23 protein-coding genes and 1 riboswitch are annotated in these 24,725 nt (G+C 63.7%); of the genes, 12 read left to right on the top strand and 11 right to left on the bottom strand.

What is annotated here, in order from left to right; translation table 11 throughout:
* The first annotated feature begins 173 nt into the window (after positions 1 to 173).
* From thiD to LZ012_RS00745, 7 genes are all read left to right on the top strand, one after another.
* Entirely contained in the window at positions 174 to 1,037 is an 864-nt protein-coding gene (gene thiD, locus LZ012_RS00715) for a bifunctional hydroxymethylpyrimidine kinase/phosphomethylpyrimidine kinase (RefSeq protein ID WP_275706515.1), read from the top strand.
* Positions 1,024 to 1,659: a thiamine phosphate synthase gene (gene thiE, locus LZ012_RS00720; protein ID WP_275706517.1), complete on the top strand. Its 636-nt coding sequence runs from the start codon at positions 1,024 to 1,026 to the stop codon at positions 1,657 to 1,659. Before thiD ends, thiE begins: the two co-directional genes overlap by 14 nt.
* Positions 1,656 to 2,942 carry a glutamate-1-semialdehyde 2,1-aminomutase gene (gene hemL, locus LZ012_RS00725; protein WP_275706520.1) on the top strand — a complete coding sequence of 429 codons (1,287 nt, stop codon included), beginning with the start codon at positions 1,656 to 1,658 and terminating at the stop codon, positions 2,940 to 2,942. Before thiE ends, hemL begins: the two co-directional genes overlap by 4 nt.
* A 10-nt stretch (positions 2,943 to 2,952) precedes the next feature.
* Positions 2,953 to 4,023, top strand: a complete 1,071-nt coding sequence (locus LZ012_RS00730) for a radical SAM protein (protein ID WP_275706522.1) — start codon at positions 2,953 to 2,955, stop codon at positions 4,021 to 4,023.
* Entirely contained in the window at positions 4,020 to 4,358 is a 339-nt protein-coding gene (sugE, locus tag LZ012_RS00735; RefSeq protein ID WP_275706524.1) for a quaternary ammonium compound efflux SMR transporter SugE, read from the top strand. Before LZ012_RS00730 ends, sugE begins: the two co-directional genes overlap by 4 nt.
* Positions 4,359 to 4,406: 48 nt before the next feature.
* Positions 4,407 to 6,614 (top strand): SLC26A/SulP transporter family protein, encoded by a 2,208-nt coding sequence (locus LZ012_RS00740; RefSeq protein WP_275706526.1) that lies wholly within the window; start codon positions 4,407 to 4,409, stop codon positions 6,612 to 6,614.
* Between the two features lie 164 nt (positions 6,615 to 6,778).
* Complete coding sequence (locus tag LZ012_RS00745) at positions 6,779 to 9,442, top strand: chemotaxis protein CheW (protein ID WP_275706528.1); 2,664 nt, start codon at positions 6,779 to 6,781, stop codon at positions 9,440 to 9,442.
* Between the two features lie 26 nt (positions 9,443 to 9,468).
* Here the strand turns inward: LZ012_RS00745 and mgtE are convergent, their stop codons facing one another.
* The 9 genes from mgtE to LZ012_RS00790 form a co-directional block, all read right to left on the bottom strand.
* Complete coding sequence (gene mgtE, locus LZ012_RS00750) at positions 9,469 to 10,911, bottom strand: magnesium transporter (protein ID WP_275709585.1); 1,443 nt, start codon at positions 10,909 to 10,911, stop codon at positions 9,469 to 9,471.
* Positions 10,912 to 11,005: 94 nt separating this feature from the next.
* Complete coding sequence (gene mtgA / locus LZ012_RS00755; RefSeq protein WP_275706530.1) at positions 11,006 to 11,701, bottom strand: monofunctional biosynthetic peptidoglycan transglycosylase; 696 nt, start codon at positions 11,699 to 11,701, stop codon at positions 11,006 to 11,008.
* Positions 11,698 to 12,522, bottom strand: a complete 825-nt coding sequence (aroE, locus tag LZ012_RS00760; RefSeq protein ID WP_275706533.1) for a shikimate dehydrogenase — start codon at positions 12,520 to 12,522, stop codon at positions 11,698 to 11,700. Before aroE ends, mtgA begins: the two co-directional genes overlap by 4 nt.
* A gap of 75 nt (positions 12,523 to 12,597) precedes the next feature.
* A complete protein-coding gene (locus LZ012_RS00765; RefSeq protein ID WP_275706535.1) occupies positions 12,598 to 13,491 on the bottom strand; it encodes an energy transducer TonB in 894 nt (297 codons plus the stop codon).
* Positions 13,488 to 15,389 (bottom strand): ribonuclease catalytic domain-containing protein, encoded by a 1,902-nt coding sequence (locus tag LZ012_RS00770; RefSeq protein WP_275706538.1) that lies wholly within the window; start codon positions 15,387 to 15,389, stop codon positions 13,488 to 13,490. The genes LZ012_RS00765 and LZ012_RS00770 overlap by 4 nt, the downstream gene beginning before the upstream one ends.
* Positions 15,390 to 15,396: 7 nt before the next feature.
* A complete protein-coding gene (locus LZ012_RS00775; protein WP_275706540.1) occupies positions 15,397 to 15,954 on the bottom strand; it encodes a YqiA/YcfP family alpha/beta fold hydrolase in 558 nt (185 codons plus the stop codon).
* The gene (locus tag LZ012_RS00780) at positions 15,951 to 16,775 is read right to left on the bottom strand and encodes an undecaprenyl-diphosphate phosphatase (protein WP_275706542.1); all 825 of its coding nucleotides are present in this window, start codon (positions 16,773 to 16,775) and stop codon (positions 15,951 to 15,953) included. Before LZ012_RS00780 ends, LZ012_RS00775 begins: the two co-directional genes overlap by 4 nt.
* Positions 16,776 to 16,808: 33 nt before the next feature.
* Positions 16,809 to 17,069: a YkgJ family cysteine cluster protein gene (locus LZ012_RS00785; protein ID WP_275706545.1), complete on the bottom strand. Its 261-nt coding sequence runs from the start codon at positions 17,067 to 17,069 to the stop codon at positions 16,809 to 16,811.
* A gap of 101 nt (positions 17,070 to 17,170) precedes the next feature.
* On the bottom strand, positions 17,171 to 17,671 hold the full coding sequence (locus LZ012_RS00790; RefSeq protein ID WP_275706547.1) for a Spy/CpxP family protein refolding chaperone: 501 nt from the start codon (positions 17,669 to 17,671) through the stop codon (positions 17,171 to 17,173).
* A gap of 305 nt (positions 17,672 to 17,976) precedes the next feature.
* Between LZ012_RS00790 and LZ012_RS00795 the strand changes: the two genes are divergently transcribed.
* Positions 17,977 to 18,342: a hypothetical protein gene (locus LZ012_RS00795; RefSeq protein ID WP_275706549.1), complete on the top strand. Its 366-nt coding sequence runs from the start codon at positions 17,977 to 17,979 to the stop codon at positions 18,340 to 18,342.
* A gap of 80 nt (positions 18,343 to 18,422) precedes the next feature.
* Here LZ012_RS00795 and LZ012_RS00800 read toward each other — a convergent pair whose 3' ends face one another.
* Both LZ012_RS00800 and thiC read right to left on the bottom strand, forming a co-directional pair.
* Positions 18,423 to 19,319, bottom strand: coding sequence for a hypothetical protein (locus LZ012_RS00800; protein WP_275706551.1), 897 nt, complete (start codon positions 19,317 to 19,319; stop codon positions 18,423 to 18,425).
* A 1-nt stretch (position 19,320) separates the two neighbouring features.
* Positions 19,321 to 21,237: a phosphomethylpyrimidine synthase ThiC gene (gene thiC / locus LZ012_RS00805; RefSeq protein ID WP_275706553.1), complete on the bottom strand. Its 1,917-nt coding sequence runs from the start codon at positions 21,235 to 21,237 to the stop codon at positions 19,321 to 19,323.
* Positions 21,238 to 21,291: 54 nt separating this feature from the next.
* Positions 21,292 to 21,387: riboswitch (TPP riboswitch) on the bottom strand.
* 122 nt (positions 21,388 to 21,509) lie between these two features.
* Between thiC and LZ012_RS00810 the strand changes: the two genes are divergently transcribed.
* From LZ012_RS00810 to LZ012_RS00825, 4 genes are read left to right on the top strand one after another with little or no spacing between them, the layout of a single operon-like run.
* Positions 21,510 to 22,988, top strand: a complete 1,479-nt coding sequence (locus LZ012_RS00810; protein ID WP_275706554.1) for a carbonic anhydrase — start codon at positions 21,510 to 21,512, stop codon at positions 22,986 to 22,988.
* Between the two features lie 53 nt (positions 22,989 to 23,041).
* Entirely contained in the window at positions 23,042 to 23,686 is a 645-nt protein-coding gene (locus LZ012_RS00815; protein WP_275706556.1) for a TetR/AcrR family transcriptional regulator, read from the top strand.
* Positions 23,687 to 23,746: 60 nt separating this feature from the next.
* Positions 23,747 to 24,400, top strand: a complete 654-nt coding sequence (locus tag LZ012_RS00820; RefSeq protein WP_275706557.1) for a protein-L-isoaspartate O-methyltransferase family protein — start codon at positions 23,747 to 23,749, stop codon at positions 24,398 to 24,400.
* Positions 24,400 to 24,723 (top strand): rhodanese-like domain-containing protein, encoded by a 324-nt coding sequence (locus tag LZ012_RS00825; protein ID WP_275706558.1) that lies wholly within the window; start codon positions 24,400 to 24,402, stop codon positions 24,721 to 24,723. The genes LZ012_RS00820 and LZ012_RS00825 overlap by 1 nt, the downstream gene beginning before the upstream one ends.
* Positions 24,724 to 24,725 lie beyond the last annotated feature (2 nt).

Here is a 24,725-nt window from a genome sequence, read left to right on the forward strand (position 1 = left end):
TTTCGATAAGGCGCTGTAAGTATCGTTGCATCATACTACGGAAGTATTGACGCTAATCAAACGCGACAACACTGTCACAGCAATCCGCGGACGGCTTCGGCAAGCACCGGATTCGGATAAAATCGGGGCCATCTTACCCAATTCCCTTCGCGCCCGCCAAGGCGCGAACATCGATGACCACCACTCCCGTTCATCCCCCCTGCCCGCCGCTGGTTCTCGTCTTTGCGGCCAGCGACCCGTCATCGGGTGCCGGCATCCAGGCCGACCTGCTGACCCTGGCCAGCCTCGGCTGCCACCCGCTGACGGCGCTGACCGCCGTGACCGTGCAGGACACCGTCGGCGTGCAGAGCGTGCAGCCGCTGGCCGCCGAACTGGTCGAGCAGCAGGCGCGCGCCATCCTCGAGGACATGCCGGTGGCCGCCTTCAAGGTTGGCGTCCTGGGCAGCGTCGAAAACGTGCTGGCAGTCGCCGAGATCGTTGCCGACTACCCGGACATTCCGCTCATCCTCGACCCGGTGCTCGCTTCCGGACGCGGCGACGAGCTGTCGGGCGAGGAAATCATTTCTGCCATCCGCGAAATGCTGCTGCCGCAAACGACGCTGATCACGCCGAACACGCCGGAAGCCCGGCGACTGGCGGAAAGCGACGAGGACGAAAGCGAGCCGTCAGCCGACGTCTGCGCCCAGCGCCTGATCGAGATGGGCGCCCAATATGTGTTGATCACCGGCACGCACGAAAATACGCCGCAGGTGGTCAACACGCTTTACGGCGCCGACGGTGTGATCCGCCACGACCACTGGGAACGCCTGCCCGGCAGTTACCATGGCTCGGGCTGCACGCTGGCTTCGGCCATCACCGGCTGCATCGCTGGCGGCGCCAGTGTCGAGGACGCCGTGCGAGATGCCCAGGACTACACCTGGCAAACCCTGAAGAATGGTTTTCGCGCCGGCATGGGGCAGTTCATCCCGGATCGCTTTTTCTGGGCTCGTGGCGACGACGAAGACGACGCGGACAAGAAGGACGATGAGCAAAAATAGACTGCGTGGTCTGTACGCCATCACGCCGGATTGCGCCGACCGCGCGCGCCTGCTCGCCGACGTCGAGGCCGCTCTGGCCGGCGGCTGCCGCATCGTGCAATACCGCGACAAGATCAGCGCCAAACCGGAGCAGGTTGCCCGCGCCAAGGCGCTGCGCGAACTGACGCGGCGTTACGCCGCCGTATTGCTGATCAACGACGATCTGGCACTGGCCGCCCTTGTTGACGCCGACGGCGTGCATCTCGGCGAGGACGACGGCAATCTGCTCGCCGCCCGCTCTATCCTCGGCCCCGACAAGATACTCGGCGCTTCCTGCTACGCCGATTTCGCGCTGGCCGAAGCGGCGCATGCCGCCGGTGCCGACTATGTCGCCTTCGGTGCCGTCTATCCGTCGCCGACCAAACCGAACGCCCGGCGCGCCGGTGCCGACCTGTTTACCCGGGTACGCACTGAACTCGGCGCCACCAGTTGCGCCATCGGCGGCATCACGCTCGACAACGCACCGCCGCTGATTGCCGCCGGCGCAGACCTGCTCGCCGTCATTACCGATCTTTTCAACGCGCCGGACATCGCTGCCCGCGCTACCCAATACCAACGCCTTTTCGAGGAGCACGCCGCATGACTTCCCGCAACCAGCAACTGTTCGAACGCGCCCAGAAGCACATTCCCGGCGGCGTAAATTCGCCGGTCCGCGCCTTCCGCTCGGTTGGCGGCACGCCGCTGTTCTTCCAGAAAGGCGTCGGCGCCAAGGTGCAGGACGCCGACGGCCGGTGGTACACCGACTACGTCGGCTCGTGGGGTCCGATGATCCTCGGCCACGCTCACCCGGACGTCATCGCCGCCGTACAGGCTGCCGTCGTCGACGGCCTGTCCTTCGGTGCACCGACCGAAAAGGAAGTCGAGATCGCCGACCTCCTGTGTGACCTCGTGCCGTCGATGGACATGGTGCGCCTGGTGTCCTCGGGCACCGAGGCGACGATGAGCGCCATCCGCCTGGCCCGTGGCTACACCGGCCGCGACATCCTGGTGAAGTTCGAGGGCTGCTACCACGGCCACGCCGACCACCTGCTGGTCAAGGCCGGCTCCGGCCTGCTCACCTTCGGCAATCCGTCGTCCGGCGGCGTGCCGGCCGGCACCGCCGAAACGACCATGGTGCTGACCTACAACGACCCGCAGGGCTTGGCCGAAGCGTTCAAGACGCACGGCGACAAGATCGCCGCCGTCATCGTCGAGCCGGTGGTCGGCAACATGAACCTGATCGCCCCGACCGCCGAATTCCTGAAAGCCATGCGCGAGCTGACCACGCAATACGGCGCCGTGCTGATTTTCGACGAAGTGATGACCGGCTTCCGCGTCGGCCTGAAGAGCGCGCAAGGCCTGTTCGGTATCACGCCGGACCTGTCCACCTTCGGCAAGGTGGTCGGCGGCGGCATGCCGATGGGTGCCTTCGGCGGCCGCCGCAAGATCATGGAAAAGATCGCCCCGCTCGGCCCGGTCTATCAGGCCGGCACACTGTCCGGCAACCCGATCGCCACCGCCGCCGGCCTCGCCACGCTGAAGCTGATCCAGGCTCCGGGCTTCTACGAAAGTCTGACCGCAAAGACCAAGGCGCTGTGCGACGGCCTGGTCGGCGCGGCGAAAAAACACGGCATCGCCTTCGCCGCCCAGAATATCGGCGGCATGTTCGGCCTCTATTTCGCCGAAGCCTGCCCCGGCACCTACGACGCCGTGCTGTCCTGCGACAAGGAAGCCTTCAACCGCTTCTTCCACGCCATGATCGATGCCGGCCATTACTTTGCGCCGTCGGCCTTCGAAGCCGGTTTCGTGTCGGCCGCCCACAGCGAAGCCGACATCGCCGGCACCGTCGCCGCTGCCGACGCCTGGTTCTCGAACGTTGGCCATTAGGAATTCACCGATGAAGCGTCTTCGTCTGCTCGAAAAATCTCTCAAGCGCATCTACTTGAAGCTGGAATCCGCCTTCAACAGGCGGCTGGGCCACGAGTACATCCCGCTTGATCTCGGTGCCTTCAATATCGAGACAAGCAGCGCCTGCAACCTGAAGTGCCGCTTCTGCGCTTACGAGAAGAAGGAAACGCCGCGTGTCAGCATGGCCAACGAGATGTTCGCCAAAACGGTCGAACAGGCACTGGAACTCGGCTTCAACGAGTTCCACCTGACACCGACGACCGGCGACGTCTTCATGGACAAACATGTCTTCGAGAAATTTGCCTATCTCGATGCACACCCGAAGGTTAAGGCCTACCATTTCTTCACCAACCTGACGGTTCTCAATCCAGCACAAATCGAGCAGTTGACTCGCCTGAAGAAGTTATCGCGCATCACTGTCAGCATCTACGGTCACGATGAAGTAACTTTCATCGATATCGCCAAATCGTCAAGCAAGGTCTTCCAGCGCTTGCTCGCCAACTTGCGCGCCCTGCTCGCCCTCAAGCCGCAGTGGCCGTTCGCCGTTTCCCTCGGTTTTCGTTCAACCTTCGATGTACCAGCTGAACCGGTGGACGACCTGATGCACCTATTGCGGGAATTTCGGGCAGCCGGTGTATCGATCCACGCCTCGCACGGCATATACAACAACTGGGGCGGCTACATTACTCAGGACGATGTCGCTGGGCTAAACATCAAAATACTTGATGGCAGCAAGACACCCAAGCTGGGTCCGTGCGTCAAGCTGTTTGACGGCTTCCAGGTAATGGCAACCGGCGTAGTCAACGGGTGCTCCTGCCGTGATGTTGATGCCACGCTGCAGATCGGCCACATCGATCAGGCACCGCTAAAAAACATCCTCTCTGGCCACAACCCGCTCTATCAACAAATCATCACTGAACAGGAAGCTGGCAAGTTCCGTCCCGCCTGCGAAGGCTGCGACTATTACCGTAGTATTTATCACCAGCCCAAAGTGTTCCGCAAGAAGAACATCCCAGTGCAGACGCGGTTGCAGTTCTTCCGACGGTTTAACGACAAATGAGTAACGGACTCGCCTGGTTCGTGCTGTTCATTGCCGGCCTCTGTGAGGTCGGCTGGGCCGTCGGCATGAAATACACCGACGGCTTCAGCCGCCTGTGGCCGAGCATCTGGACGGTCATCGGCATGGCGGCCAGCGTGGTCCTGCTCGGCTGGTCGCTGAAGACCCTGCCGCTGGGCACCGCCTACGCGGTATGGACCGGCATCGGCGCGGTCGGCACAGCGATCCTCGGCATCTACCTGTTCGACGAGTCGCGCGAGGCGCTGCGCTTCGTCTGCATCGGCCTGATCGTCGCCGGCATCGTCGGCCTGAAAATGGTCACGCCGGACACGCCCTGACGCCCGTCGGCAAAGCGCAGTAATATCCCCTCAAACAAGGAGGGGAAGATGCGGGAAACCTTCAAGAAGCTGTACCAGGCGGGGGATTTTTGGGGCGGGCTGGCCGCCATGCTGGTCGCCCTGCCCGCCGCCATCGCTTTCGGCGTCACCATCTATTCGGCCATCGCCCCCGGCCACGCGGCGCTCGGCGCCCTGGCCGGCATCATCGGCGCCGCTGCCATCGGCCTGATCGCCTCGACCTTCGGCGGCACCGATCGCCTGATCAGCGCCCCCTGCGCGCCAGCCGCCGCCCTGCTTTCGGCATTCGCCATCGAGTTGCTGCATCAGGGGGTGCCGGGCGGCAACATCATCCTGCTCCTGCTGCTGCTCGGCGTGCTGGCCGGCCTGTTCCAGATCCTGTTCGGCTTTGTCGGCATCGGCCGGCTGATCAAATACATCCCTTACCCGGTGGTCAGCGGCTACATGACCGGCGTCGGCCTGATCATCGTCGGCAGCCAGGTGCTGAAACTGCTTGGCACGCCAGCCGACACCCGGCTCCACGAAGCCGTCGCCTCGCCCGAATTGTGGGACTGGCGGGCCGTCGCCGTCGGCGCCACGACCATGCTGGTCATGTGGTTAGCTCCTCGGCTGACCAGCCGGCTGCCGGCCACCATCCTCGGCATCGCCGCCGGCCTGCTGTGCTATTTCGGCCTCGCCCTGCAGGACGAAAGCCTGCTCCGCATGGCCGACAACGACTTGATCATCGGCCCGCTCGGGGCCAGCGGCCAAGGCTATTTCCAGGCCATCACCGCCCGCTGGTACGAGATCGGCGACCTGCGCCTGGCCCAGGTCGCCGCCCTGCTCGGCAATGCGCTGACCCTGGCTGTCCTGCTGTCGATCGACACCCTGAAAACCTGCGTTGTCCTCGACCAGATGACCCGCTCGCAGCACAACCCGAACCGCGAGCTGATCGCCCAGGGTGTCGCCAACATTGCCTCGTCGTCGATCGGTGGCATCCCTGGAGCCGGCACTATGGGCGCAACATTGGTCAACCTGTCGAGCGGCGCCACCACCCGCGCTTCCGGCCTGATCGAAGGGCTTTCCGCCCTGGTTTTCGCCCTAATGCTAAGTAGCTTCATCGCCTGGATTCCGGTCGCCGCCCTCGCCGGCATCCTGATCGTCGTCGGCATCCGCATGATCGATCGCGGCCCGCTGCGCTTCATCCAGTCCTCGGCCACCGTGTTCGATTTCGGCGTCGTCGTCACCGTCGTCGTGGTCGCCCTCAGCATCGGCCTGATCGCCGCCTCGGCCGCCGGCGTCGCGCTGGCCATCATCCTCTTCTTGCGCGAACAGATCGGCGGCTCGGTCGTCCGCCACAAGTTCTACGTCAACCAGATGTCGTCCAACTGGCACCGACCTGAAGCCGAAACCCGGATTCTCGGGCAGAAAGGCGACCAGGCGGTCATTTTCGAATTGCAGGGCAGCCTCTTCTTCGGCACGACGCAGCAGCTCTACGCCGAACTCGAACCGGAACTGCGCAGCCGCAGCTTCGTCATTCTCGACCTCAAACGCGTGCAGTCGGTCGATGTCACTGCAGCCCATCTGCTCTGCCAGGTGCGCGACGTGCTGGCCGAGCGCCAGGCCCTGCTCATCCTGTCCAATGTCCGGGAAAACCTGCCGAACAACCGCAATCTGCGCGAATTCCTCGAGCAGACCGGAGTCATGGACATCCCGGAGGCCGTGCGGCTGTTCGGCGAACTCGATAGCGCGATCGAGTGGGTCGAGGACCGCCTGCTCGGCGCCAGCGAACAGGCCGCCGCGGAACCCGAAACGCCGCTCGAAATCGCCGACATGGAATTGTTCAAGCACCGCAAGGACGAGACGCTGGCCGACCTGGAAACGCGTTTGGTCAAGCGCCATTACGCGGCCGGCGAGGTGGTGTATTCGTGCGGCGAAGCTGGCGATGCGATCTATCTAATCCGCAGCGGCACCGTAAAGATATTCGCCCCGCTCGGCGGCGGCCGCACCCGGCATGTCGCCACTTTCGGCCGTGGCGACTTTTTTGGCGGACTGGCCTTCCTCGATGGCCTGCCGCGCGGCAACGATGCCATCGCCGCCAGCGACGCCGAATTTTTCGTCCTATCGCAGGAACAGTTCGACCAACTGACCGACGAACACAAGAAGCTGGCGCTGACCCTGCTCAAGGCGCTGTCCCGCTCGCTGGCCCTGCGCCTGCGCCATGCCGACACGGAAAATGCGATGCTGCAAGAGTACTGAGCACGCACCATCCCGGTGCATCACTCACCGCCACTGGGCAGCACCTTCTCTTCTCAGCCACCAACAGGGCGTTTTCCCCGAAAAAATGCAGGCACTTTTTTTGCTGAATGGCCTTTGTCGCTCCATTCCGGAGCCGCACAACTTGCACGGCAGAAGAGGAAAGCATGAGAAAGCGCAAAGGAACCCGCCCGGCCACCGGCCTCGACTATCTGTCCGGCTTCATGCATGGCCTGCAACAAGACCGCAAGCGCCTGACCGAGATCCAGTCTGCCTACGACAACCTGACCCTGCTCGGCCAGCTCCTGTGCGCCGGCACGGACATTACCGGCATGCGCGCGGATTTCGGGAGCCTGGCCAAGACGCTGCTTGAGCAACTGGCTCACGAACACCACCGCAAAGCCCAGCTCAGCCTGGGCTCCAATGCCCGCGTCGCCATCGATGTACTGACCCGCAACCTCTACGAGCGGACCGCCGATATCGGCTTCCTGGCTACCGATGCACAGATTCGCGCCTTCGCCGAAAGTATCGCCGACCAGCCCGGGCAACCGGTCGGTCCGGAACGGCGCCTTGCCCTGGAGAAGCGCTTCGCGGAATACGTCGCAAAATATTCTGTCTATCACGACATCATCCTGCTCTCGCCGGCCGGCGAGGTGCTGGCCCAGCTCGACACCGACAACGCGGTCAGTGTTTCCAGCGATCCGCTGCTCGGCGAGGCGCTGAATACGGATGCCGCCTATGTCGAGGCCTTTCGGCCGAGCGACCTGCTGCCCGGCGACAGCAGCCCGCTGATCTACGCCTACCGCGTGATGTCCGCCGACGGCACGCGCCCGGTCGGCGTGCTGTGCCTGTGCTTCCGTTTCCAGGACGAATGCCGACGCATTTTCGACAGCCTCGTCGGCACCGACGACTGGACCGTCATCACTCTGCTCGACAGCGCACACCGCGTCATCGCCAGCAGCGATCCGCACCAGATTCCGCTCGGCGTATGCCTCGAGGCGGTGCCGGACGGCGGCTGCCACGTCGCCCGCTTCGCCGGGCGCGAATATCTGGCCAGCACCCGGCCGGCCCAGCCTTACCAGGGCTATGCCGGGCCGGGCTGGCTCGGCCAGGCCCTGGCACCACTCGAGCACGCCTTCGAAACGTCCGTCGCCCACGAGCTTGACCATGTCCCGGAGGATTTCCTGAACTGCATACTGGAAACGGCTTCCCTGTTCAGCCCGGAACTGCAGGCCATCCCGCTCAATGCCGCTCAGATCCAGAGCGAACTCAACCGCGCGGTGTGGAACGGCCACGTCTGGCTGGGCCGGGAAGCCAATGCCGCGCAGAGCGCCGCTTTCGCCAGGGTGCTGTTGCGCGAGATCGGCAGCACCGGGGTGCGGACGCGCAACGTGTTCAGCGAATCGATCACCAATCTCTACAAGACCGTCGTCTCGTCGGTGCTGTTCGATTGCGGGACGCAGGCGGCGCTGGCCATCGACCTGATGGACCGCAATCTGTATGAGCGCGCCAACGACTGCCGGTGGTGGGCGCTGACCCAGGCCTTCGCCAAAGAATTGCGCCACCCCGCCCCGCAGGACAAGGCGCAGCGCCAACGCCTGACCGAGATCCTGCGCCGGATCAACGGGCTGTACACCGTTTACAGCAACCTCATCCTGTTCGACCCGAGCGGGCAGGTGCTGGCCGTCTCCAATCCGGCGTACAACGACTGCCTTGGCAAGCCCCTCGACGAGCCCTGGGTGCGCGCCACGCTCGGCCTCATCGAAACGCGCAGCTATACCGTCTCCCGCTTCGTGCCGAGCAAGCTCTACGCGGGCCGGCCGACCTATGTTTTCAGCGCCGCCGTCCGCGACCCGGACGAGCATGAACCGCTCGGCGGCATCGCCATCGTCTTCGACGCGGAACCGCAATTCCGCGCCATGCTGGCCGACGCCCTGCCGCGCCAGGCCGACGGAACGCCGGTTCCCGGCGCCTTTGCGGTTTTCGCCGAGCGCAACGGCCGGGTCATCGCCAGTACCGACCCGCAACTGATGCCCGGCGAAGCGCTGATGATCGGCTTCGAGTTCTTCAACCAGCCGCAGGGCGAAAGCTGCACCAACACCATCATCTACAACGGCCGCTACTATGCCGTCGGGTCGACGATGAGCGCCGGTTATCGCGAATACAACACGGAACACGACGCACATCGCAACGATGTCGTCGCCCTCGTCTTTTCGCCGCTCTCGGAGCGGATTACCGACGGCGAGCGACGCCCGTCCTTGCGCGACGCGACGGTCGACACCTACGCCCGGCAGCCGTCGACCACCGGCAACCGGAGCATCGATCTGGCCTGCTTCCACATCAGGCGCAGCTGGTACGGCATACGCAGCTGCCAGGTGGTCGAGGCCGTCGATACCGAACGCCTGACCCCGATGCCCGGCTTGCCCGACACCGTCTGCGGTTGCCTGATGTACGACGATCAGGCGATCACCGTGATCGAGCTGGCCCCCCTGCTCGCCAGCCAGCGCGGCGGCGAGGAGCGGCGGGCCGGCACGGGACAGACGCGCCGGCAGATCGTCGTCCTCGATTCGCCGGAACACCGGCTGCGCTTCGGCCTGCTGGTCGATCAGCTCGGCGCGGTGCGCGAAATCCCGCTCAATCGGATCGAGGCCCTGCCCGACATGATGAGCGAAGGCAATTCGCTGATCGAAAGCCTGGTCAAGCCACAGGGCGACGAGGCGGAGCGCCGGATACTGATCGTGCTCTCGGTCGAGCGCATCCTGCAGCGACTGGGGCGAGCGGTGTCGCTACCCCAGGCGGCCTGGCTGCCGGCGATGCTGAATGGAGACTAGACGGAAGGCCGCGGGCGCGGCGCGGTTCACATCAGGAACAGCGTCGCCAGCCCGAGGAAGATGAAGAAGCCGCCGGAATCGGTCAGCGCGGTAATCATCACCGAACCGCCGACCGCCGGGTCGGCACCGAATTTCTGGCGCAGGAGCGGAATGCCGACCCCGGCCGACGCGGCGAGCAGCAGGTTCAAGGTCATCGCCGCGGTCATCACGACACCGAGTTTGACGCTGCCGTAGAGCCACCAGGCGGCGATGCCGAGCAGGCCGCCCCACAACAGGCCGTTGATGGTCGCCACGCCGAGTTCCTTGCGCAGCAGGCGGCGCATGGCGTCGGGCTGGACCTGGCCCATGGCGATGGCGCGCACGATCATGGTGATCGTCTGGTTGCCGGAGTTGCCGCCGATGCCGGCGACGATGGGCATCAGCGCGGCGAGCGCCACCAGCTTCTCGATCGAATCCTCGAAGGCGCCGATCACCCGCGACGCGACAAAGGCGGTGATCAGGTTGATGGCCAGCCACGACCAGCGGTTCTTCACCGAGTCCCAGACCGAGGCGAAGATGTCTTCCTCCTCGCGCAGACCGGCGTTGGCCAGTTGCTCGTGCTCGGCTTCCTCGCGGATATAGTCGACCACCTCGTTAACCGTCACCCGGCCGACCAGCTTTCCTTCCGGATCGACCACCGGGGCCGACACGAGGTCGTAGCGCTCGAAGGCCTTGGCCGCTTCCTCGGCCAGGTCGTCGGGTTCCAGTTCGACGAAATCGGTCTGCATCAGCGTGCCGACCTCGACGTCGATTTCATTGACGAGCAGGATGTTGAGCGGCAGGACGCCCTTCAGGTGCTCGTCGCGGTCGACCACGAACAGCTGGTCGGTATGGTCGGGCAGTTCGTCGAAGCGGCGCAGGTAACGCAGCACCACTTCCAGCGTGATGTCCTCGCGCACGGTGACCATGTCGAAGTCCATGATCGAGCCGACCGAATCCTCGGGATAGGACATCGCGGCGCGCAGCTGCTCGCGTTCCTCGACCGACAGGCCGCGGAAAACATCATCGATAACGCCTTGCGGCAGGTCGGGCGCCAGGTCGGCCAGTTCGTCGGCATCGAGCGTTTCGGCGGCGGCGACCAGCTCGGTGCGCTCCATCGACTCGATGAGGCTTTCGCGGACCGCATCGGAAACTTCGAGCAGGACTTCGCCTTCGAGCTCCGGATTGACCAGATCCCAGACGATCAGGCGCTCGTCGGTGGGCAGCGCCTCCAGAATGTAGGCGATGTCGGCCGGGTGCATCGGCTCGAGGCGGGCCTGCAGTTCGTGCAGATGCTGCTTGTGCACGATGTCCTCGACCAGGTCGTGGCGCGGCCCTTCCTGCCGGTGCACCAGTTCCTCCACCAGCTTGTGCCGGGCGAGCAGGGTCTGCACCTCGGCGAGGCGCTCCTGCAGGTCTTCGGTGTCGGTCAGCTGGGCTTCTTCGCTCATGGTGCGCTGCGGCAAACGGTGCGCCATTTTAGCACCGGGCCAATGACCGGCTTCCTACAAAATCACTGCGAAAAACCCCTATCCGGGCAATATTTCACGGCACATCGGCACTCGGCATGCGGCCGAGGATGATCGCCGTCTTGCGCCCGAGGCCGGGCGCGCCACGATTGCGGTCGTAAAAGCGCGGATTTGGCACCATGCCGGCCAGCCGGGCGGCCTGTTCTGGACCCAACTGGGCGGCGCTGACGTTGTAGTAGTGGCGCGCCGCCGCCTCCGCGCCGAACACGCCGTTGCCCCACTCGATCACGTTCAGATAGACCTCGAAGATGCGCCGCTTGCTCCACAGGTTTTCCAGCATCAGCGTGATCACCGCTTCCTCGGCTTTGCGGAAATAGGACTTGGTCGGCGTCAGAAACAGGTTCTTGGCCAGTTGCTGGCTGATGGTCGACCCGCCGGCGACGAAGCGCCCCCGCTTCTGGTTCCTCTCCATCGCTTTCTGCATGCCTTCCCAGTCGAAGCCCTCATGATCGACGAACTTGGCATCTTCGGCCGCGATGATCGCCCGCTTCAGATGCGGCGAAATGCGCTCGTAGGGCACCCATTGCTGCTTCAGCTGCGCCTGCGGATTTTTCTGCCGCAATTCGGCCAGGCGGATTTCCATGAACTTGGTCTCACCCGGATTGACCCAGCCCCACAACAGGACCCAGCCGAGCAGCCACAGCTGCCACAGCAGGAAGAGGCCGACCAGGCCGAGCAGCGACCACTTTAGCCAGCGGCCGAGCGTCTTCATCCGGCCAGCCCGGCACGCAACTCAGCGAGCAGCGCCCCGGTGGCCGGCCGCACCCCGCGCCAGACCAGGAAAGCCTCGGCCGCCTGCTCGACCAGCATGCCCAGGCCGTCCGCTCGGTGCGCCGCCCCCTGTTCGCGCGCCAAGCACAGGAAGGGCGTTTCGCCCTTGCCGTACATCATGTCGTAGGCCAGGCTGCCCGCCGCGAACAGCCCGGACGGCAGGGGCAGGCTGTCGCCCGCCAGGCTGGCCGACGTGGCGTTGATCACCACGTCGAAGCTGCGCCCGGCGTAGCGGCCGAAGTCGCCACCCTCGACCGGGGCGACATCGGCAAAGGCGGCGGCCAGCGCTGCGGCCTTCTCCGCCGTCCGGTTGGCGATGGCCAGTGCGGCCGGGCCTTCCGCCAGCAGCGGCGCGATCACGCCGCGCGAAGCGCCGCCGGCGCCGAGCAGCAGGATGCGCTTGCCGGCCAGCGCACAGCCAAGATTAACGGTGATGTCGCGGACCAGACCAGCACCGTCGGTGTTGTCGCCGACGATGTCGCTGCCGGCGAAGGCCAAGGTATTGACCGCGCCGGCCCGCGCCGCGCGTTCCGACAGGCGCGTCGCCAGCCGGAACGCGTCTTCCTTGAACGGTACCGTCACGTTCGCCCCCTTGCCGCCGGCCGCGACAAAGGCGGCGATCGCCGCAGCGAAACCGTCGACCGGCGCCAGACGCGCCTCGTAAATCAGGTCCTGGCCGGTAGCCGCGGCAAAGGCTGTGTGGATGGCCGGGGACTTGGAATGGGCAATCGGATTGCCGAAAACGGCGTAGAGGTCGGACATAGGCTCAAGTTGCATCAAGGGGGGAACACGAGTGCGCCAAGGTTAACACGGCACTTGGCGCCGCGCGGCGGGCGCCTATTTGCTGACGGCCGTATTCAGCGAATCGCCCTGCGTAAAATACCAGGTCCGGGCAAAGGACAGGACGGTGGCGCCGCCCAGCCCCTGCGCCGGGATGGCGCCGAACGGCGCCGACATGCGCAGGATGCGCAAGGCGGCCTGGTCGAGCACCTTGTGGCCGGACGACTTGGAGATTTCCGCGCTGTACAGGCTGCCGTCCTCGGCGCGCAGTTCGACGAAGATGACCACCGCACCGTACAGCTTGCCGCGCGCCTCCGGCGGGTAATTCAGGGTGCCGATGCGCTCGATTTTCTGCTTCCAGGCATCGAGATAGGCGGCCAGCGCATATTCCTCGGCGCGGGCGCCGACGAATTTCTTGCGCGGCTTCTTGTTGTACTCGTCGGCTGTCTTGGCGATCTCGCCCTCCAGCCGGGCCATGGCGCGCGCCGATTCGGCCAGATCGAGGCCGCTGAGGCTGGGCACCGGCGACGGCTGTTCGCTGACCGTCTTGGCGGCCGCGACATTGCGCAGGCTCTTGGCCTGGGTGAGCAGCTTCTGCTGGGCCGTTTCGAGCTCCTGCACGCGGCGCTGCATCTGCTGGATATCGTTGCCTTCGGTCTGCCGCTGCGTCGGCGGCAGCGGCGTCTTGGCCCGCCGGTTATCGTCGGTATTGCCACCACCGTCCAGGTTGGCCTGGGCCAGCGCCTGCGCGTCGTGTGGCTTGCGATGCGATTTGGCATTGACCAGGATGATGTCCATGGCCTTTTCCTGCATCGCTTTCGAGGCTTCGGGAAACTGGAAATGCAAGGCGAGGAGCAGGGCATGGACGGCCAGCGAAATGGCGAGCGCCATCCACAAGCGGCGATCCTGCTCGGCCGCACGCGCCCGCCGTGGACTGACCGCCGGCTTCACGCCTCTTCGTCCTCCAGCGCTTCCGCCACATTGCTGTCGCCGAGCAGGCTGAGGAAGCGGCACGTCAGCTCAGGGGCCAGCAAGTCGATGCTTTCGATGGCCAGATGCACGCGCTGCCCCGGCACCAGGTCGGCCGGCAGCGACGGGACGCGCAGCATCACCGGCAGATGGTCGAGCTTGACCAGTTGCTCACGGCGCACGGTGGCGTCGATTTCACTGACGTCGTGCTGCTGCAGCCAGCGCAGGCACCAGTAACTCTCCATCTGGCGCTGAAAATCGGCATAGGCGGAATAGGTCAGCTCGAAATCGCGCATCGCGGCGAACAATTCGGCCGATTTCTGCGCAAAGGCCGGCGTCTCGCCCTTCAGGCAGGCGATCAGCTGCCATTGATTGACCAGGTCGCAGTAACGGCGCAGCGGCGAGGTCATCCAGGCGTATTGCGGCACACCGAGGCCCTCGTGCGGCAGCGGCGAGGTGGTCATACGCACCTTGCCCTGAGTCTGGGCGCGGTACAGACAGGCCACATTCTTCTCGGCGAGCAGGCCGCCCCAGGTCGAATTGGCGACGATCATCAGTTCGGCGACCAGCTTGTCGAGCGGGCTGCCGCGCTTGCGTTCGCTGATGTCGACCGTGCACGCGTCCGGATCGGCCAGGTCGCCGGCAATGGCGAAGTTGTAGTCGTTGATGCCCTGCACGGCCGACGGCTTGCCGCGGCGGCCTTCGCAGGCATTGGCGAAGTGCCAGAGATGAACCAGCTCGTCCTTGAACGGCTGGTCGGGCAGCGGGCCGTTGATGGTTTCTGCGTTGAACCAGGGTTCGATTTCGTGATGGCGCAGGTTGGCGGCGATATGCACCATCTCCAGCCGTGACTCGTGGCTGAGGATTTCCAGCGACTCGTTGACCGTCAGGTAGAGCGACACGGCCGGGCAGTCAACGCCGCCGGCCAGCGTGTAGTTCTGCACCACGGCGTCGGGCAGCATGGTGATCTTGTTGCCGGGCATGTAGACCGTCGACAGCCGGGCGCGGGCGACACCGTCGAGCGGCGAGCCGTGTTCGATGGCCAGCCCGGGCGCGGCGATGTGGATGCCGATGCGTGACCCGATGCCGGGCAGCTTGACGACGGACAGCGCATCGTCGATTTCGGTGGTGTGGGCGTCGTCGATCGAGAAGGCGCGGACGTCGGCACGCGGCAGGTCGCGCGGCAATCCGGGCGCCTCAAGGCTCGGGAAAGCCGTGCCTTTCGGGAACTGCTCGTGAAGGAAGCGCCGGTAGTGCAGGAAATAAGGCGACTTGATGGCGCCGCAACGGAACAGCAGCTGCGCGGCGGTCAGCCCGGTTTCGCCGCAGGCCGCTTCGAAGGCCTTGGTTTCCGGTTTGTTGCGGTCCGGGGCGTAGAGCAGGGAATCGGTCAGCGCGCCGATGGCTGGCGGCAGACGGAATTCCTTCAGCTCCGCGATCCAGCCTTCGATGGCGAGCGCTTGCTGACGCTTTTTTTCAAGATTGGCCAGAGCAGCTGCGAGAATGTCGGCAGGCGCCTTGCGGAAGCGGCCCTTGCCTTTGCGGTGGAAATAGACGGGCGCGGCGTGCAGGGCAAGCAGCACCGCCGTCGCTTCGCTCGGGGCGGGGTCGTGTCCGTAGTAGTCACGGGCAAAATCCAGAAACGAAAATTCGCCATCGTTCACGCACTCCCACAGGAAATCCGGTTCGATTTCTTCGGCCAGCGGCGTCGCCTGATCGAGCAGCGTCGCGGCAGAAGGTTTGTCAAAACGCAGCAATACCGTTGCCGCCTTGATCTTGCTCCGCTTGCCGGTGGGCATTTCGACCTGCAACGAAGTGTCGTTGTCGGCCATGATGCTGCCGGCCTTGAAGCCGCCATCTTCTTCAAACAATACATTCATCGGCGGATTATAGCCCAGCGAATTCAATGATTTGCGGGATAAATTCGGGAAATTGCGTGAAGCTATGATCGCCGCCCGGCAGCACGGTTTGCCGACACCCGGCGTAGAAATCGGCGGCCTGCCGGTAATCGAGGACTTCGTCGCCCTCCTCAAGCAGCAGCCAGTAACGTTCCGGCGTCGGTCGGGCGACCTGGGCCTTCAACTGCACAGCGTGCGCGGCGGTGAAAACGAATCGCTCACCAGAATGGAAGTTGGCGTGCTCGCCGGCGAAATCGGCCAGATCGAGGCGGTAGACCGCCGCCGGGTTGATCAGCACGGCGTTCAGACCGTGCTTTTCGGCCAGATGGCTGGCGTAATGACCGCCCAGCGACGAACCGACCAGTGTAACCGGCCCGCCGGCTTGCTCGATCAGGCGGCTGACGCTGGCCACGGCTTCATCCGGCACCGGCGATAGTTGCGGGCAGACGAAATGATCGGCCAGCCCGCGTCGTGCCATCTCCTCGGCCAGGAGCCGCGACTTCCACGAGGCCGGCGACGAGCAGAAGCCGTGCAGGTAAATGATCAAGCCGCCGTCCATTGCACCCAGCCGAAGTGGGCGGTAGCCAGCACGACGAGGCCGAAGGCGATGCGGTACCAGGCGAAGGCGGTGAAGTCATGGCTGGAGATGTAACGCAGCAGCCAGCGCACGCACAAGAAGGCCGAGACGAAAGCCGACACGAAGCCGACCGCCCACATGCCGAGATCGTCGGCGTTGAGCAACGCGCGCTCCTTGTACAGGTTGTAGGCGGTGGCGGCAAACAGGGTCGGGATCGCCAGGAAGAAGGAAAATTCGGTCGCCGCCTTGCGCGACAGGCCGAACAGCAAGCCGCCGATGATCGTCGCACCGGAACGCGAAGTCCCCGGAATCAACGCCGCCGCCTGAGCGAAGCCGAGCTTGAGCGCGTCGAGCGGGGTCATGTCGTCGACGGTCGCAACACGGACCGTATGGGTACGCCGTTCGGCCCAGATGATCACGAAAGCACCGACAATGAAGGCCAGGGCCACAGGCACCGGCTTGAACAGATGCGCCTCGATGGCTTTTTTGAACAACAGGCCAAGCACGGCCAGCGGCATGAAGGCGATGGCCAGATTGAGCACCAGTCGGTTGGCCAGGCGGTCGCGGCCCAGACCGCGGAAGACACCGGCGATGCGCGCCCGGTATTCCCAGACCACAGCCAGAATGGCGCCGGACTGGATGACAATTTCGAACAACTTGCCGCGATCGTCGTTGAAATTCAGCAGATCGCCTGCCAGGATCAGGTGGCCGGTCGAGGAAATCGGCAGGAATTCGGTCAGCCCTTCGACGATACCGAGGATCAGGGCCTTGAGGAGAAGAATCGGGTCCATGGAGCGCAGCCAAGTTGGGGAGGCCGCATTCTACTATCCCGGATGAGTCAAAACTTCGAGATGGGCCAACCAGCGCATGGCGTGCTCCCGCGTTTCGCCGCACATTTCCGCCGACGCCTGCAGGCCGGCGCAGCACTTCGGACGTTCCGGCCGGCCGAAAATCCGACAGCGCAACGCCTCGTCGAGATGACGGCAGGGCTCACCGGCCGGCTTGTTCAGCGACGAGATCGACGGCGCAATACAGCAGGCGCCGCACGCGGGGCGGCAGGCGAAGGATGAAGAAGGCACAGACATGCCGCCATTGTCCCCGATGCGGCGGGCGATGCCAAAACACCGTCGCAAACGGGATTGTCGGCCAACCCCGTTTTTCGCGGCGCTGCCGTAACCCGGAACAATCAGGCGCCCGGCGCCGCACCGTGCGGCGGCACGACCCCCGGCTTGCGTTCGGCCACTTGCTTGCGCTGCTCCGGCGTCAGCAGCTCGAATACCTGACGATCGACCTGCGTTCGGGCCAGCGTCATTTCCGCCATCGCCTTCGCTGCGCTATCGGCCAACGCCCGAGCCTTGGCTGCGCTGTAGTCCGGCGCCGCCGCCAGTATGCGTAGATCGTCCTCGGCCTTGTGCACCGCCTTGGCCTTGTCGCGTATCGCCGGCGCCTGGGCGTGCATGATGGCGAACACCTTGTCGCGCTGCGCCTCGCTCAGATTCAAACCGTGCAGATAAGGCGGCAGCATGTCGCCCCACATCACCTGCTTGCCCGGCCCACCCGGCATCCCGCCGCCGCAGGCGCCAGGGCCGCCGACATGCCCCTGCCAGGCTGCGGCGCTCAGCGGAACAGCGGTGGCCATGCCGGCCGCGAGCAAAAAACGCCTGATGCTGCTGAAAGTAATCTTCATCTCTTCGTCCTTTTCGTTTGACGTTGGCCGGCCGAAAGCAGCCGGGCGACAGGACGAATACTCGGCCGGCATGCGGTTAAGGGGGGTTAGCGGGCGGTAAATGGAAGTAAAGTCGGCGGCCGGATGACGCCAATCCAGCCGCCGGTCGCCCAAGCCGGGCCTTACGAAATTGGCGCCCAAGCAGCGCCTTGCCGTGCATCTGGCATTGAAAAAACGGAACCAATCTGTATCGCGCCACGTCTGACCTTCAGACGGGAGGTAGCCGTAGGTAGCCCTTTTTACCCCGTCCTTTCGTCACGGCCTCATTGATCAATCTTGTTCAAATGGAGGTAACCATGTTCAAGACGAAGACTTTGCTGGGCGTCGCCGTCTGTTGTGCAATCGCTTCAGTCACCGCCGCGCCGATCAGCGACCACAGTTTCAACGAGTATCTTGGCCTGATGACTGGCAGCGATACAGGTTCGCAATGGTTCAACTACTACGTCGCCGAAACCAACCAGACCATTTCCGCGAAAAATGCCACCGAAGAATACGGCGTTGCCGGCCCGAACGGACCCGTCGCCGGCTTTGATGGTTATCTGGCCGGCTTCCGCAGCCCGGACACCGGATCGGCGGCCTTCAACGAATACGTTGATGCGGTCAATATGCAGATTCGCGAGCGGCAGGAATAGCGGCGTAGCGCCTGTCCATCAGCATTCTGAATAAAGGCCAGCGCCGGCAGCGGTGTTGGCCTTTTTGCTGGCAGGAGGAATCATTCCTGTTTCGGCACCAGCCCGAAGAGTTGAAACACGCCTTTGACCGGCACCCGGTTCTGTTCCGGGCAGGCTTGGTACCAGTCATGCAGGTATTTCGGGAAGGGCTGTAGCGCACTTTCCAGATGCGGATTGAGATAGACGACGGACTGCCAGCGGATGGGATCGTCACCGAAGATCGTCAGCAGTTGCCCGGCGATCACCTCGTTTTTTTCGCGATCATAAGGATTGACCCGCAGCAATTCGGCATTGGTCTTGTACCAGGCGAGGAAGCCTTGTTCTGGTGGCAATTGCCGATGCGCCTGGGCCAGCAGCTGGTCGGCATAGGCGCCGAACTTCGCCCCGTAGCCGCTCCATTTGCGGCTGGGCGGACGCTCGTCCCAGCTTGCGGCCAGTTGTCGCAGTGTGAAGATCGACACCGCCTCGCACAGGCTTTCTTCGAACCACTGATTCTGGACGGGCAGCTTGCCGTCGCGCAGTTCTTTCTGGTCGTAATGCGACTGAATGTGGCACAGCTCATGCGCAAACTGGTAGGCATACTGGTACAGACGCTCATCGCGCGCAGTCAGGCGGACCACATAGGCGCCATCGCGGTTGCGCTCAAGCATGACCTCGGGGAAGTCGTTGCGCGGGATGACGTATATCGACAACGTATCCCGGCTCAGCGGCGGAATATCCGACAACTGCTGCCGGGCTACCGCTTCTAACAGGCGCTGCAGGTCCTTGACCTCCATCTGCCCCCAGTTGCCCGGCGCTACTTCGATCTGGATACGCGGCAGGCGGCTTATATAAACCGGGTTGAACTTGTTGAACTCCGCGCCTGCCGTCCCGACAAGCACGCACGCCATGGCCAGCCCGACAACGCAACGTATCAGGCCGGCCAAGCAGCGTTTCATGTCAGACCTTTTGGTACAGCTCGGCGCCGGTCCTGACGAATTCGACCGCCTTGGCTTCCATGCCCTTGTCCAGCGCCTCGGCTTCGCCGATCCCCTGCGCCGCCGCGAAGTCACGCACGTCCTGGGTGATCTTCATCGAGCAGAAGTGCGGACCGCACATCGAGCAGAAGTGGGCGACCTTGGCTGATTCCTTGGGCAGGGTTTCGTCGTGGAATTCGCGCGCCTTGTCCGGGTCGAGGCCCAAGTTGAACTGGTCTTCCCAGCGGAACTCGTAGCGCGCCTTGGACAGTGCGTTGTCGCGGATCTGCGCGCCGGGATGGCCCTTGGCCAGGTCGGCGGCGTGGGCGGCGAGCTTGTAGGTAATGATGCCCTCCTTGACGTCGTCCTTGTCGGGCAAGCCGAGGTGTTCCTTAGGCGTCACGTAGCAAAGCATGGCGGTGCCGTACCAGCCGATCATGGCGGCGCCGATGCCGCTGGTGATGTGATCGTAGCCCGGCGCGATATCGGTGGTCAGCGGGCCGAGGGTGTAGAACGGGGCTTCCTTGCAGTATTCGAGCTGCAGGTCCATGTTCTCCTTGATCAGGTGCATCGGCACGTGGCCCGGGCCTTCGATGATGGTCTGCACGTCGTGCTTCCAGGCGATTGCGGTCAGCTCGCCCAGGGTCTTCAGTTCGCCGAGCTGGGCTTCGTCGTTGGCGTCGTAGATCGAGCCCGGACGCAGGCCGTCGCCGAGGCTGAAGGCAACGTCGTAGGCCTTCATGATTTCGCAGATTTCCTCGAAGTGGGTGTAGAGGAAGCTTTCCTTGTGGTGCGCCAAACACCACTTGGCCATGATCGAGCCGCCGCGCGACACGATGCCGGTCATGCGGTTGGCCGTCATCGGGATGTAGCGCAGCAGCACGCCGGCGTGGATGGTGAAGTAGTCGACGCCCTGCTCGGCCTGTTCGATCAGCGTATCGCGGAAGATTTCCCAGGTCAGGTCCTCGGCCTTGCCATTGACCTTCTCCAGCGCCTGATAGATGGGCACCGTGCCGATCGGCACCGGGCTGTTGCGGATGATCCACTCGCGGGTTTCGTGGATGTTCTTGCCGGTGGACAGGTCCATCACCGTGTCGCCGCCCCAGCGGATCGACCAGGTCATTTTCTCGACTTCTTCCTGGATGGAGGAGCCGAGCGCCGAGTTGCCGATGTTGGCGTTGATCTTGGTCAGGAAGTTGCGGCCGATGATCATCGGCTCGCTTTCCGGGTGATTGATATTGTTGGGGATGATGGCGCGGCCGCGAGCGACTTCGCTGCGCACGAATTCCGGGGTGATCTCTTCCGGAATGCTGGCGCCGAAGTTCTGGCCCGGGTGCTGGCGGCCGAGCAGCTTGGCCATTTTGTCGCCCAGCGGGCCGGTGGCTTTCAGCGATTCGATGTAGGCGCGGCGGTTGAGGTTCTCGCGGATGGCGACGTATTCCATTTCCGGCGTGATGATGCCTTTACGGGCGTAATGCATCTGCGACACGTTGGCGCCGGCCTTGGCTCGGCGCGGCTTGCGGTGCAGGCCGGGGAAGCGCAGTTCGTCGAGGGCCGTGTCGGTGGCGCGCTGGCGGCCGTAGTCGGAAGTCAGGTCGGCCAGTTCCTCGGTGTCGTTGCGTTCGGCGATCCACCGGGCGCGCAGGGCGGGCAGGCCGGAACGGATGTCGATCTTGGCGGCCGGGTCGGAATAGACGCCGGAGCAGTCATAAACGTAGATCGGCGGATTCTTCTCGCCGCCCATGCCGGTCGGCGTATCGGACTGGCTGATTTCGCGCATCGGGACCTGGATATCCGGGCGCGAACCTTCGATATAAACCTTGCGGGAATTGGGCAGCGGCTGGATGGCGGCCTCGTCGACGTGGGCATTGGCGGCGAGGAATTGTTCTTTGACGTTCATGGAGGCTCCGTGCGTGTATCAGCGGGATATGACGAGCAGGGAGCGATCTGGTTCCAACAACCGTATTCGTTTCCCTACGACGGCATGACCCGGTCAGGTTCGAAGGGTATTTCTCAGCCCGCTTGTCCGCCGGCACCCCTAACGAGTGGGCTGCAAGTTACTGGAAATACAGGCAAAATGCAAGGAACGACAAAGTCCGCTCAAGATTTTCAGAAATTAGCCGAAATATCTTCGACAAGACGTGGAATCTAAAGAAAAACGGGGAATCGAAGATGCGCTTACTGATTATTGCCGGCCTGCTGGCCACCCTGCCCTGGAGCGCCTCTGCGGCGCCGACCTGGCAGGTCATTTCATCCGAGCCCGGCAAGCGCATCGAGATCGACCGCACCAGCTTGAAACGTGACGGTAACGCCGTTCAGGCGCAAGGTCGCGTTGTCCTCGAGAAGGAGTTGATCGACGGCAAGTCCGGTGCCGGCTACCGCGTCATCGAAGCGATCACCCGTTACGATTGCACGACGCGTAGCGCCAACACCATCAAGCGCATTTTCAAGAAAAACGAATCGGATATCGTCCGTGAGGAAGACATCCGGGGAGTCGAACTCCCGGTACGCTCCGGAACTCTGGACGACAAGGTGCTACGCGAAGTGTGCCGTCCGCCCAAGGAGAGCCCGGCCGAACTGGCGCAAAAGGCCAACGAGGCAGGCAGCCAATTGAAGGCGGCCAACGAGGCGACCCTCAAGAAGGAAATGGCCAAGACCGAGAAACCGGCCGCCATCAAGGCTTCCGACGCACCGGCCAAGGAAGCCGAACATTCGCCCATCCCGTCGATCCGCCCCAATCTGAAGGCCGCCGCCGAAGCGGCCCGCGAATCGACCCGGGAAGCGCCGCCACCCGCTGCCGCCGCGCCGGTCAAGCCACCAGCTCCGCCCGTACCGGCCCCGGCTACCGCTCCAGCCAAGGCGCAGACCATCGTCGTCCACACCAGCCCGGCCCCTGCGCCTAAACCCAAAAAGGCAGCCAAGTCGGAAGGCTACATGCTCGAACTGGCCCATAGCGAACCGGCCGTACAGCATGCGCACATCCACTGGGACTACGAAGGCATGGGCGGCCCGGAGAACTGGAGCCGGATCGATCCGCAGAACAAGCTCTGCGCCGTCGGCGAACGCCAGTCGCCGATCGACATCAAGGACGGCATAAAGGTCGATCTCGAGCCGATCAAGTTCAAGTATCAGCCGTCGACCTTCCGTATCGTCGACAACGGCCACACCGTTCAAGTCAATGTCGGGGAAGGTTCCATTTCGCTGACCGGCAAGACCTATGAGCTGGTCCAGTTCCACTTCCATCGCCCGTCGGAGGAGAAGGTCAATGGCCAGCGCTTCGACATGGTTGTCCATCTGGTGCACAAGTCCGACGAAGGCCAGCTCGCCGTTGTCGCCGTACTGCTCGAACGGGGCAACGAAAACCCGTTCATCCAGACCCTGTGGAACAACATGCCGCTGGAAAAGAACATGCCGGTGGCGCCGCCGACGACCACGGTCGACCTGAACAGCCTGCTCCCCACCTCGCGCAATTACTACACCTACATGGGCTCGCTGACCACGCCGCCCTGTTCCGAAGGCGTGCTGTGGCTGGTCATGAAGCAGCCGGTGCAGGTTTCGCAGGACCAGATCAACATCTTCAGCCGCCTGTATCGCAACAACGCCCGCCCCATCCAGACTTCCAGCAACCGCTTGATCAAGGAAGGCCGTTGACCTGAGGCGGAACGCAGTGGTAACTTAATGACCATAGAGTCATTAAGTTAGCCATGTCGCTCAGCCCCCCTCCCCGCAAACGCCGCAAGGAAGCCCGCCCCTCGGAGCTGCTGGCGGCCGCGCTCGACCTCTTCGTCGAGAAGGGTTTCGCCGCCACCCGGCTGGAAGATGTCGCCACCCGCGCCGGCGTGTCGAAGGGCACGCTGTATCTCTACTACGAGAACAAGGAAGCGCTGTTCAAAGCGGTGATCCAGGAAGGCATCATCCCGGTCATCGTCGAAAACGAGGCCATCGCCGCCCAGCACACCGGCAGCAGCTTCGACCTGATGGAAAAACTGCTCGCCAACTGGTGGACCAAGATCGGCCAGACGGCCTTCGCCGGCATTCCCAAGCTGATGGTTGCCGAAGCCCGGAATTTCCCCGAACTCGGCCGCTACTATGTCGAGAACGTCATCAACCGCGGTCGCGCCCTGGTCGGCAGCGCCTTACGGCGCGGCATGGCGAACGGCGAATTCCGCGCCATGGACGTCGAAACGACCATCGATGTGGTCATCGCCCCCATCCTGATGCTGCTGATCTGGCGCTATTCGATGAGTTGCTGCGTGGGCGGCGAAAGCAATCCGCAGCTTTACCTGCAGATACACATGGACCTCCTGCGTCAAGGTTTGCGCGGGACGGAAAAGGAGAGTCGGGTATAATTTTGATTTGTCGGAATCAATATATTAGCTTGTGCTAATATTATGCCTGCGGAGACCCAAATGAACATCGAGCAAGCGCGCTTCAACATGATCGAACAGCAGATCCGTCCCTGGGATGTCCTGGATCCGCAGGTTCTCGACCTTCTTTTCGTCGTCAAGCGCGAAGATTTTGCGCCGGCTGCCTATCGCAACTTGGCTTTCGCCGACATGGAAATCCCGATCGGCAGCGGCCAGGTCATGCTGGCCCCGAAGATCGAAGCCAAGATGATGCAGGAGCTGGGCATCAAGAAGACCGACAAGGTCCTCGAAATCGGTACCGGCAGCGGCTACATGGCTGCCCTGCTGGCCGCCCGCGCCGAGCATGTCGTCACCGTCGAAAGCCGTCCGGAAATCGCTGCGGCCGCCAAGGCCAATCTGGAACGCGCCGGCGTCGCCAACGTCACGGTCGAAGTCGGTAACGGCATCGACGGCTGGGCTCAACGCGGCCCGTACGACGCCATCGTCGTCTCCGGCTCGCTGCCGACCGTTTCCTCGGCCCTGCTCAAGCAGTTGCGCGTCGGTGGCCGTCTGGCTGTCATCACGGGCGAGGCCCCGGTCATGGAAGCCCAGCTGATCACGTGCACCGGCGATGGCGTCTACAACACCGTCAACCTGTTCGAGACCGTCGTTCCGGCACTCGACGGCGCCGACGCCAAGGACAGTTTCTCCTTCTGATGCAGCAGCTCAGCGTACAGCAACTCGCCGAATGGCTGGCCGACGACAAGCGGCCCGACCCCGTCCTGCTCGATGTACGCGAACCGTGGGAGCTGGAGCTCTGCCGGCTGGCAGGCTCCCAGCACATCCCGATGCATCTGGTGCCGATGCGCTGCGCAGAGATCGACACTGACCGCGATATCGTGGTGATCTGCCACCATGGTGCCCGCAGCATGCAGGTCGCAATGTTCCTCGAGCGCCAGGGCTTTGACTCGGTGCTCAACCTGAGCGGCGGCGTCGATGCCTGGGCGGGGGAAATCGATCCTGATATGCGTCGCTACTGAGG

Source organism: Dechloromonas hankyongensis (assembly GCF_022012295.1).
Lineage (GTDB): Bacteria > Pseudomonadota > Gammaproteobacteria > Burkholderiales > Rhodocyclaceae > Azonexus > Azonexus hankyongensis.

Excerpts from the sequence above, each read along its gene's own strand:
- sugE (WP_275706524.1), top strand. The coding sequence starts at position 4,020 with ATGAGTAACGGACTCGCCTGGTTCGTGCTGTTCATTGCCGGCCTCTGT.
- LZ012_RS00820 (WP_275706557.1), top strand. The coding sequence starts at position 23,747 with ATGAACATCGAGCAAGCGCGCTTCAACATGATCGAACAGCAGATCCGT.
- LZ012_RS00790 (WP_275706547.1), bottom strand. The coding sequence starts at position 17,671 with ATGAAGATTACTTTCAGCAGCATCAGGCGTTTTTTGCTCGCGGCCGGC.
- LZ012_RS00745 (WP_275706528.1), top strand. The coding sequence starts at position 6,779 with ATGAGAAAGCGCAAAGGAACCCGCCCGGCCACCGGCCTCGACTATCTG.
- LZ012_RS00740 (WP_275706526.1), top strand. The coding sequence starts at position 4,407 with ATGCGGGAAACCTTCAAGAAGCTGTACCAGGCGGGGGATTTTTGGGGC.
- LZ012_RS00815 (WP_275706556.1), top strand. The coding sequence starts at position 23,042 with ATGTCGCTCAGCCCCCCTCCCCGCAAACGCCGCAAGGAAGCCCGCCCC.
- mtgA (WP_275706530.1), bottom strand. The coding sequence starts at position 11,701 with ATGAAGACGCTCGGCCGCTGGCTAAAGTGGTCGCTGCTCGGCCTGGTC.
- aroE (WP_275706533.1), bottom strand. The coding sequence starts at position 12,522 with ATGTCCGACCTCTACGCCGTTTTCGGCAATCCGATTGCCCATTCCAAG.
- thiE (WP_275706517.1), top strand. The coding sequence starts at position 1,024 with ATGAGCAAAAATAGACTGCGTGGTCTGTACGCCATCACGCCGGATTGC.
- LZ012_RS00730 (WP_275706522.1), top strand. The coding sequence starts at position 2,953 with ATGAAGCGTCTTCGTCTGCTCGAAAAATCTCTCAAGCGCATCTACTTG.
- LZ012_RS00770 (WP_275706538.1), bottom strand. The coding sequence starts at position 15,389 with ATGAATGTATTGTTTGAAGAAGATGGCGGCTTCAAGGCCGGCAGCATC.
- hemL (WP_275706520.1), top strand. The coding sequence starts at position 1,656 with ATGACTTCCCGCAACCAGCAACTGTTCGAACGCGCCCAGAAGCACATT.
- LZ012_RS00780 (WP_275706542.1), bottom strand. The coding sequence starts at position 16,775 with ATGGACCCGATTCTTCTCCTCAAGGCCCTGATCCTCGGTATCGTCGAA.
- LZ012_RS00825 (WP_275706558.1), top strand. The coding sequence starts at position 24,400 with ATGCAGCAGCTCAGCGTACAGCAACTCGCCGAATGGCTGGCCGACGAC.
- thiD (WP_275706515.1), top strand. The coding sequence starts at position 174 with ATGACCACCACTCCCGTTCATCCCCCCTGCCCGCCGCTGGTTCTCGTC.
- thiC (WP_275706553.1), bottom strand. The coding sequence starts at position 21,237 with ATGAACGTCAAAGAACAATTCCTCGCCGCCAATGCCCACGTCGACGAG.
- mgtE (WP_275709585.1), bottom strand. The coding sequence starts at position 10,911 with ATGAGCGAAGAAGCCCAGCTGACCGACACCGAAGACCTGCAGGAGCGC.
- LZ012_RS00785 (WP_275706545.1), bottom strand. The coding sequence starts at position 17,069 with ATGTCTGTGCCTTCTTCATCCTTCGCCTGCCGCCCCGCGTGCGGCGCC.
- LZ012_RS00800 (WP_275706551.1), bottom strand. The coding sequence starts at position 19,319 with ATGAAACGCTGCTTGGCCGGCCTGATACGTTGCGTTGTCGGGCTGGCC.
- LZ012_RS00810 (WP_275706554.1), top strand. The coding sequence starts at position 21,510 with ATGCGCTTACTGATTATTGCCGGCCTGCTGGCCACCCTGCCCTGGAGC.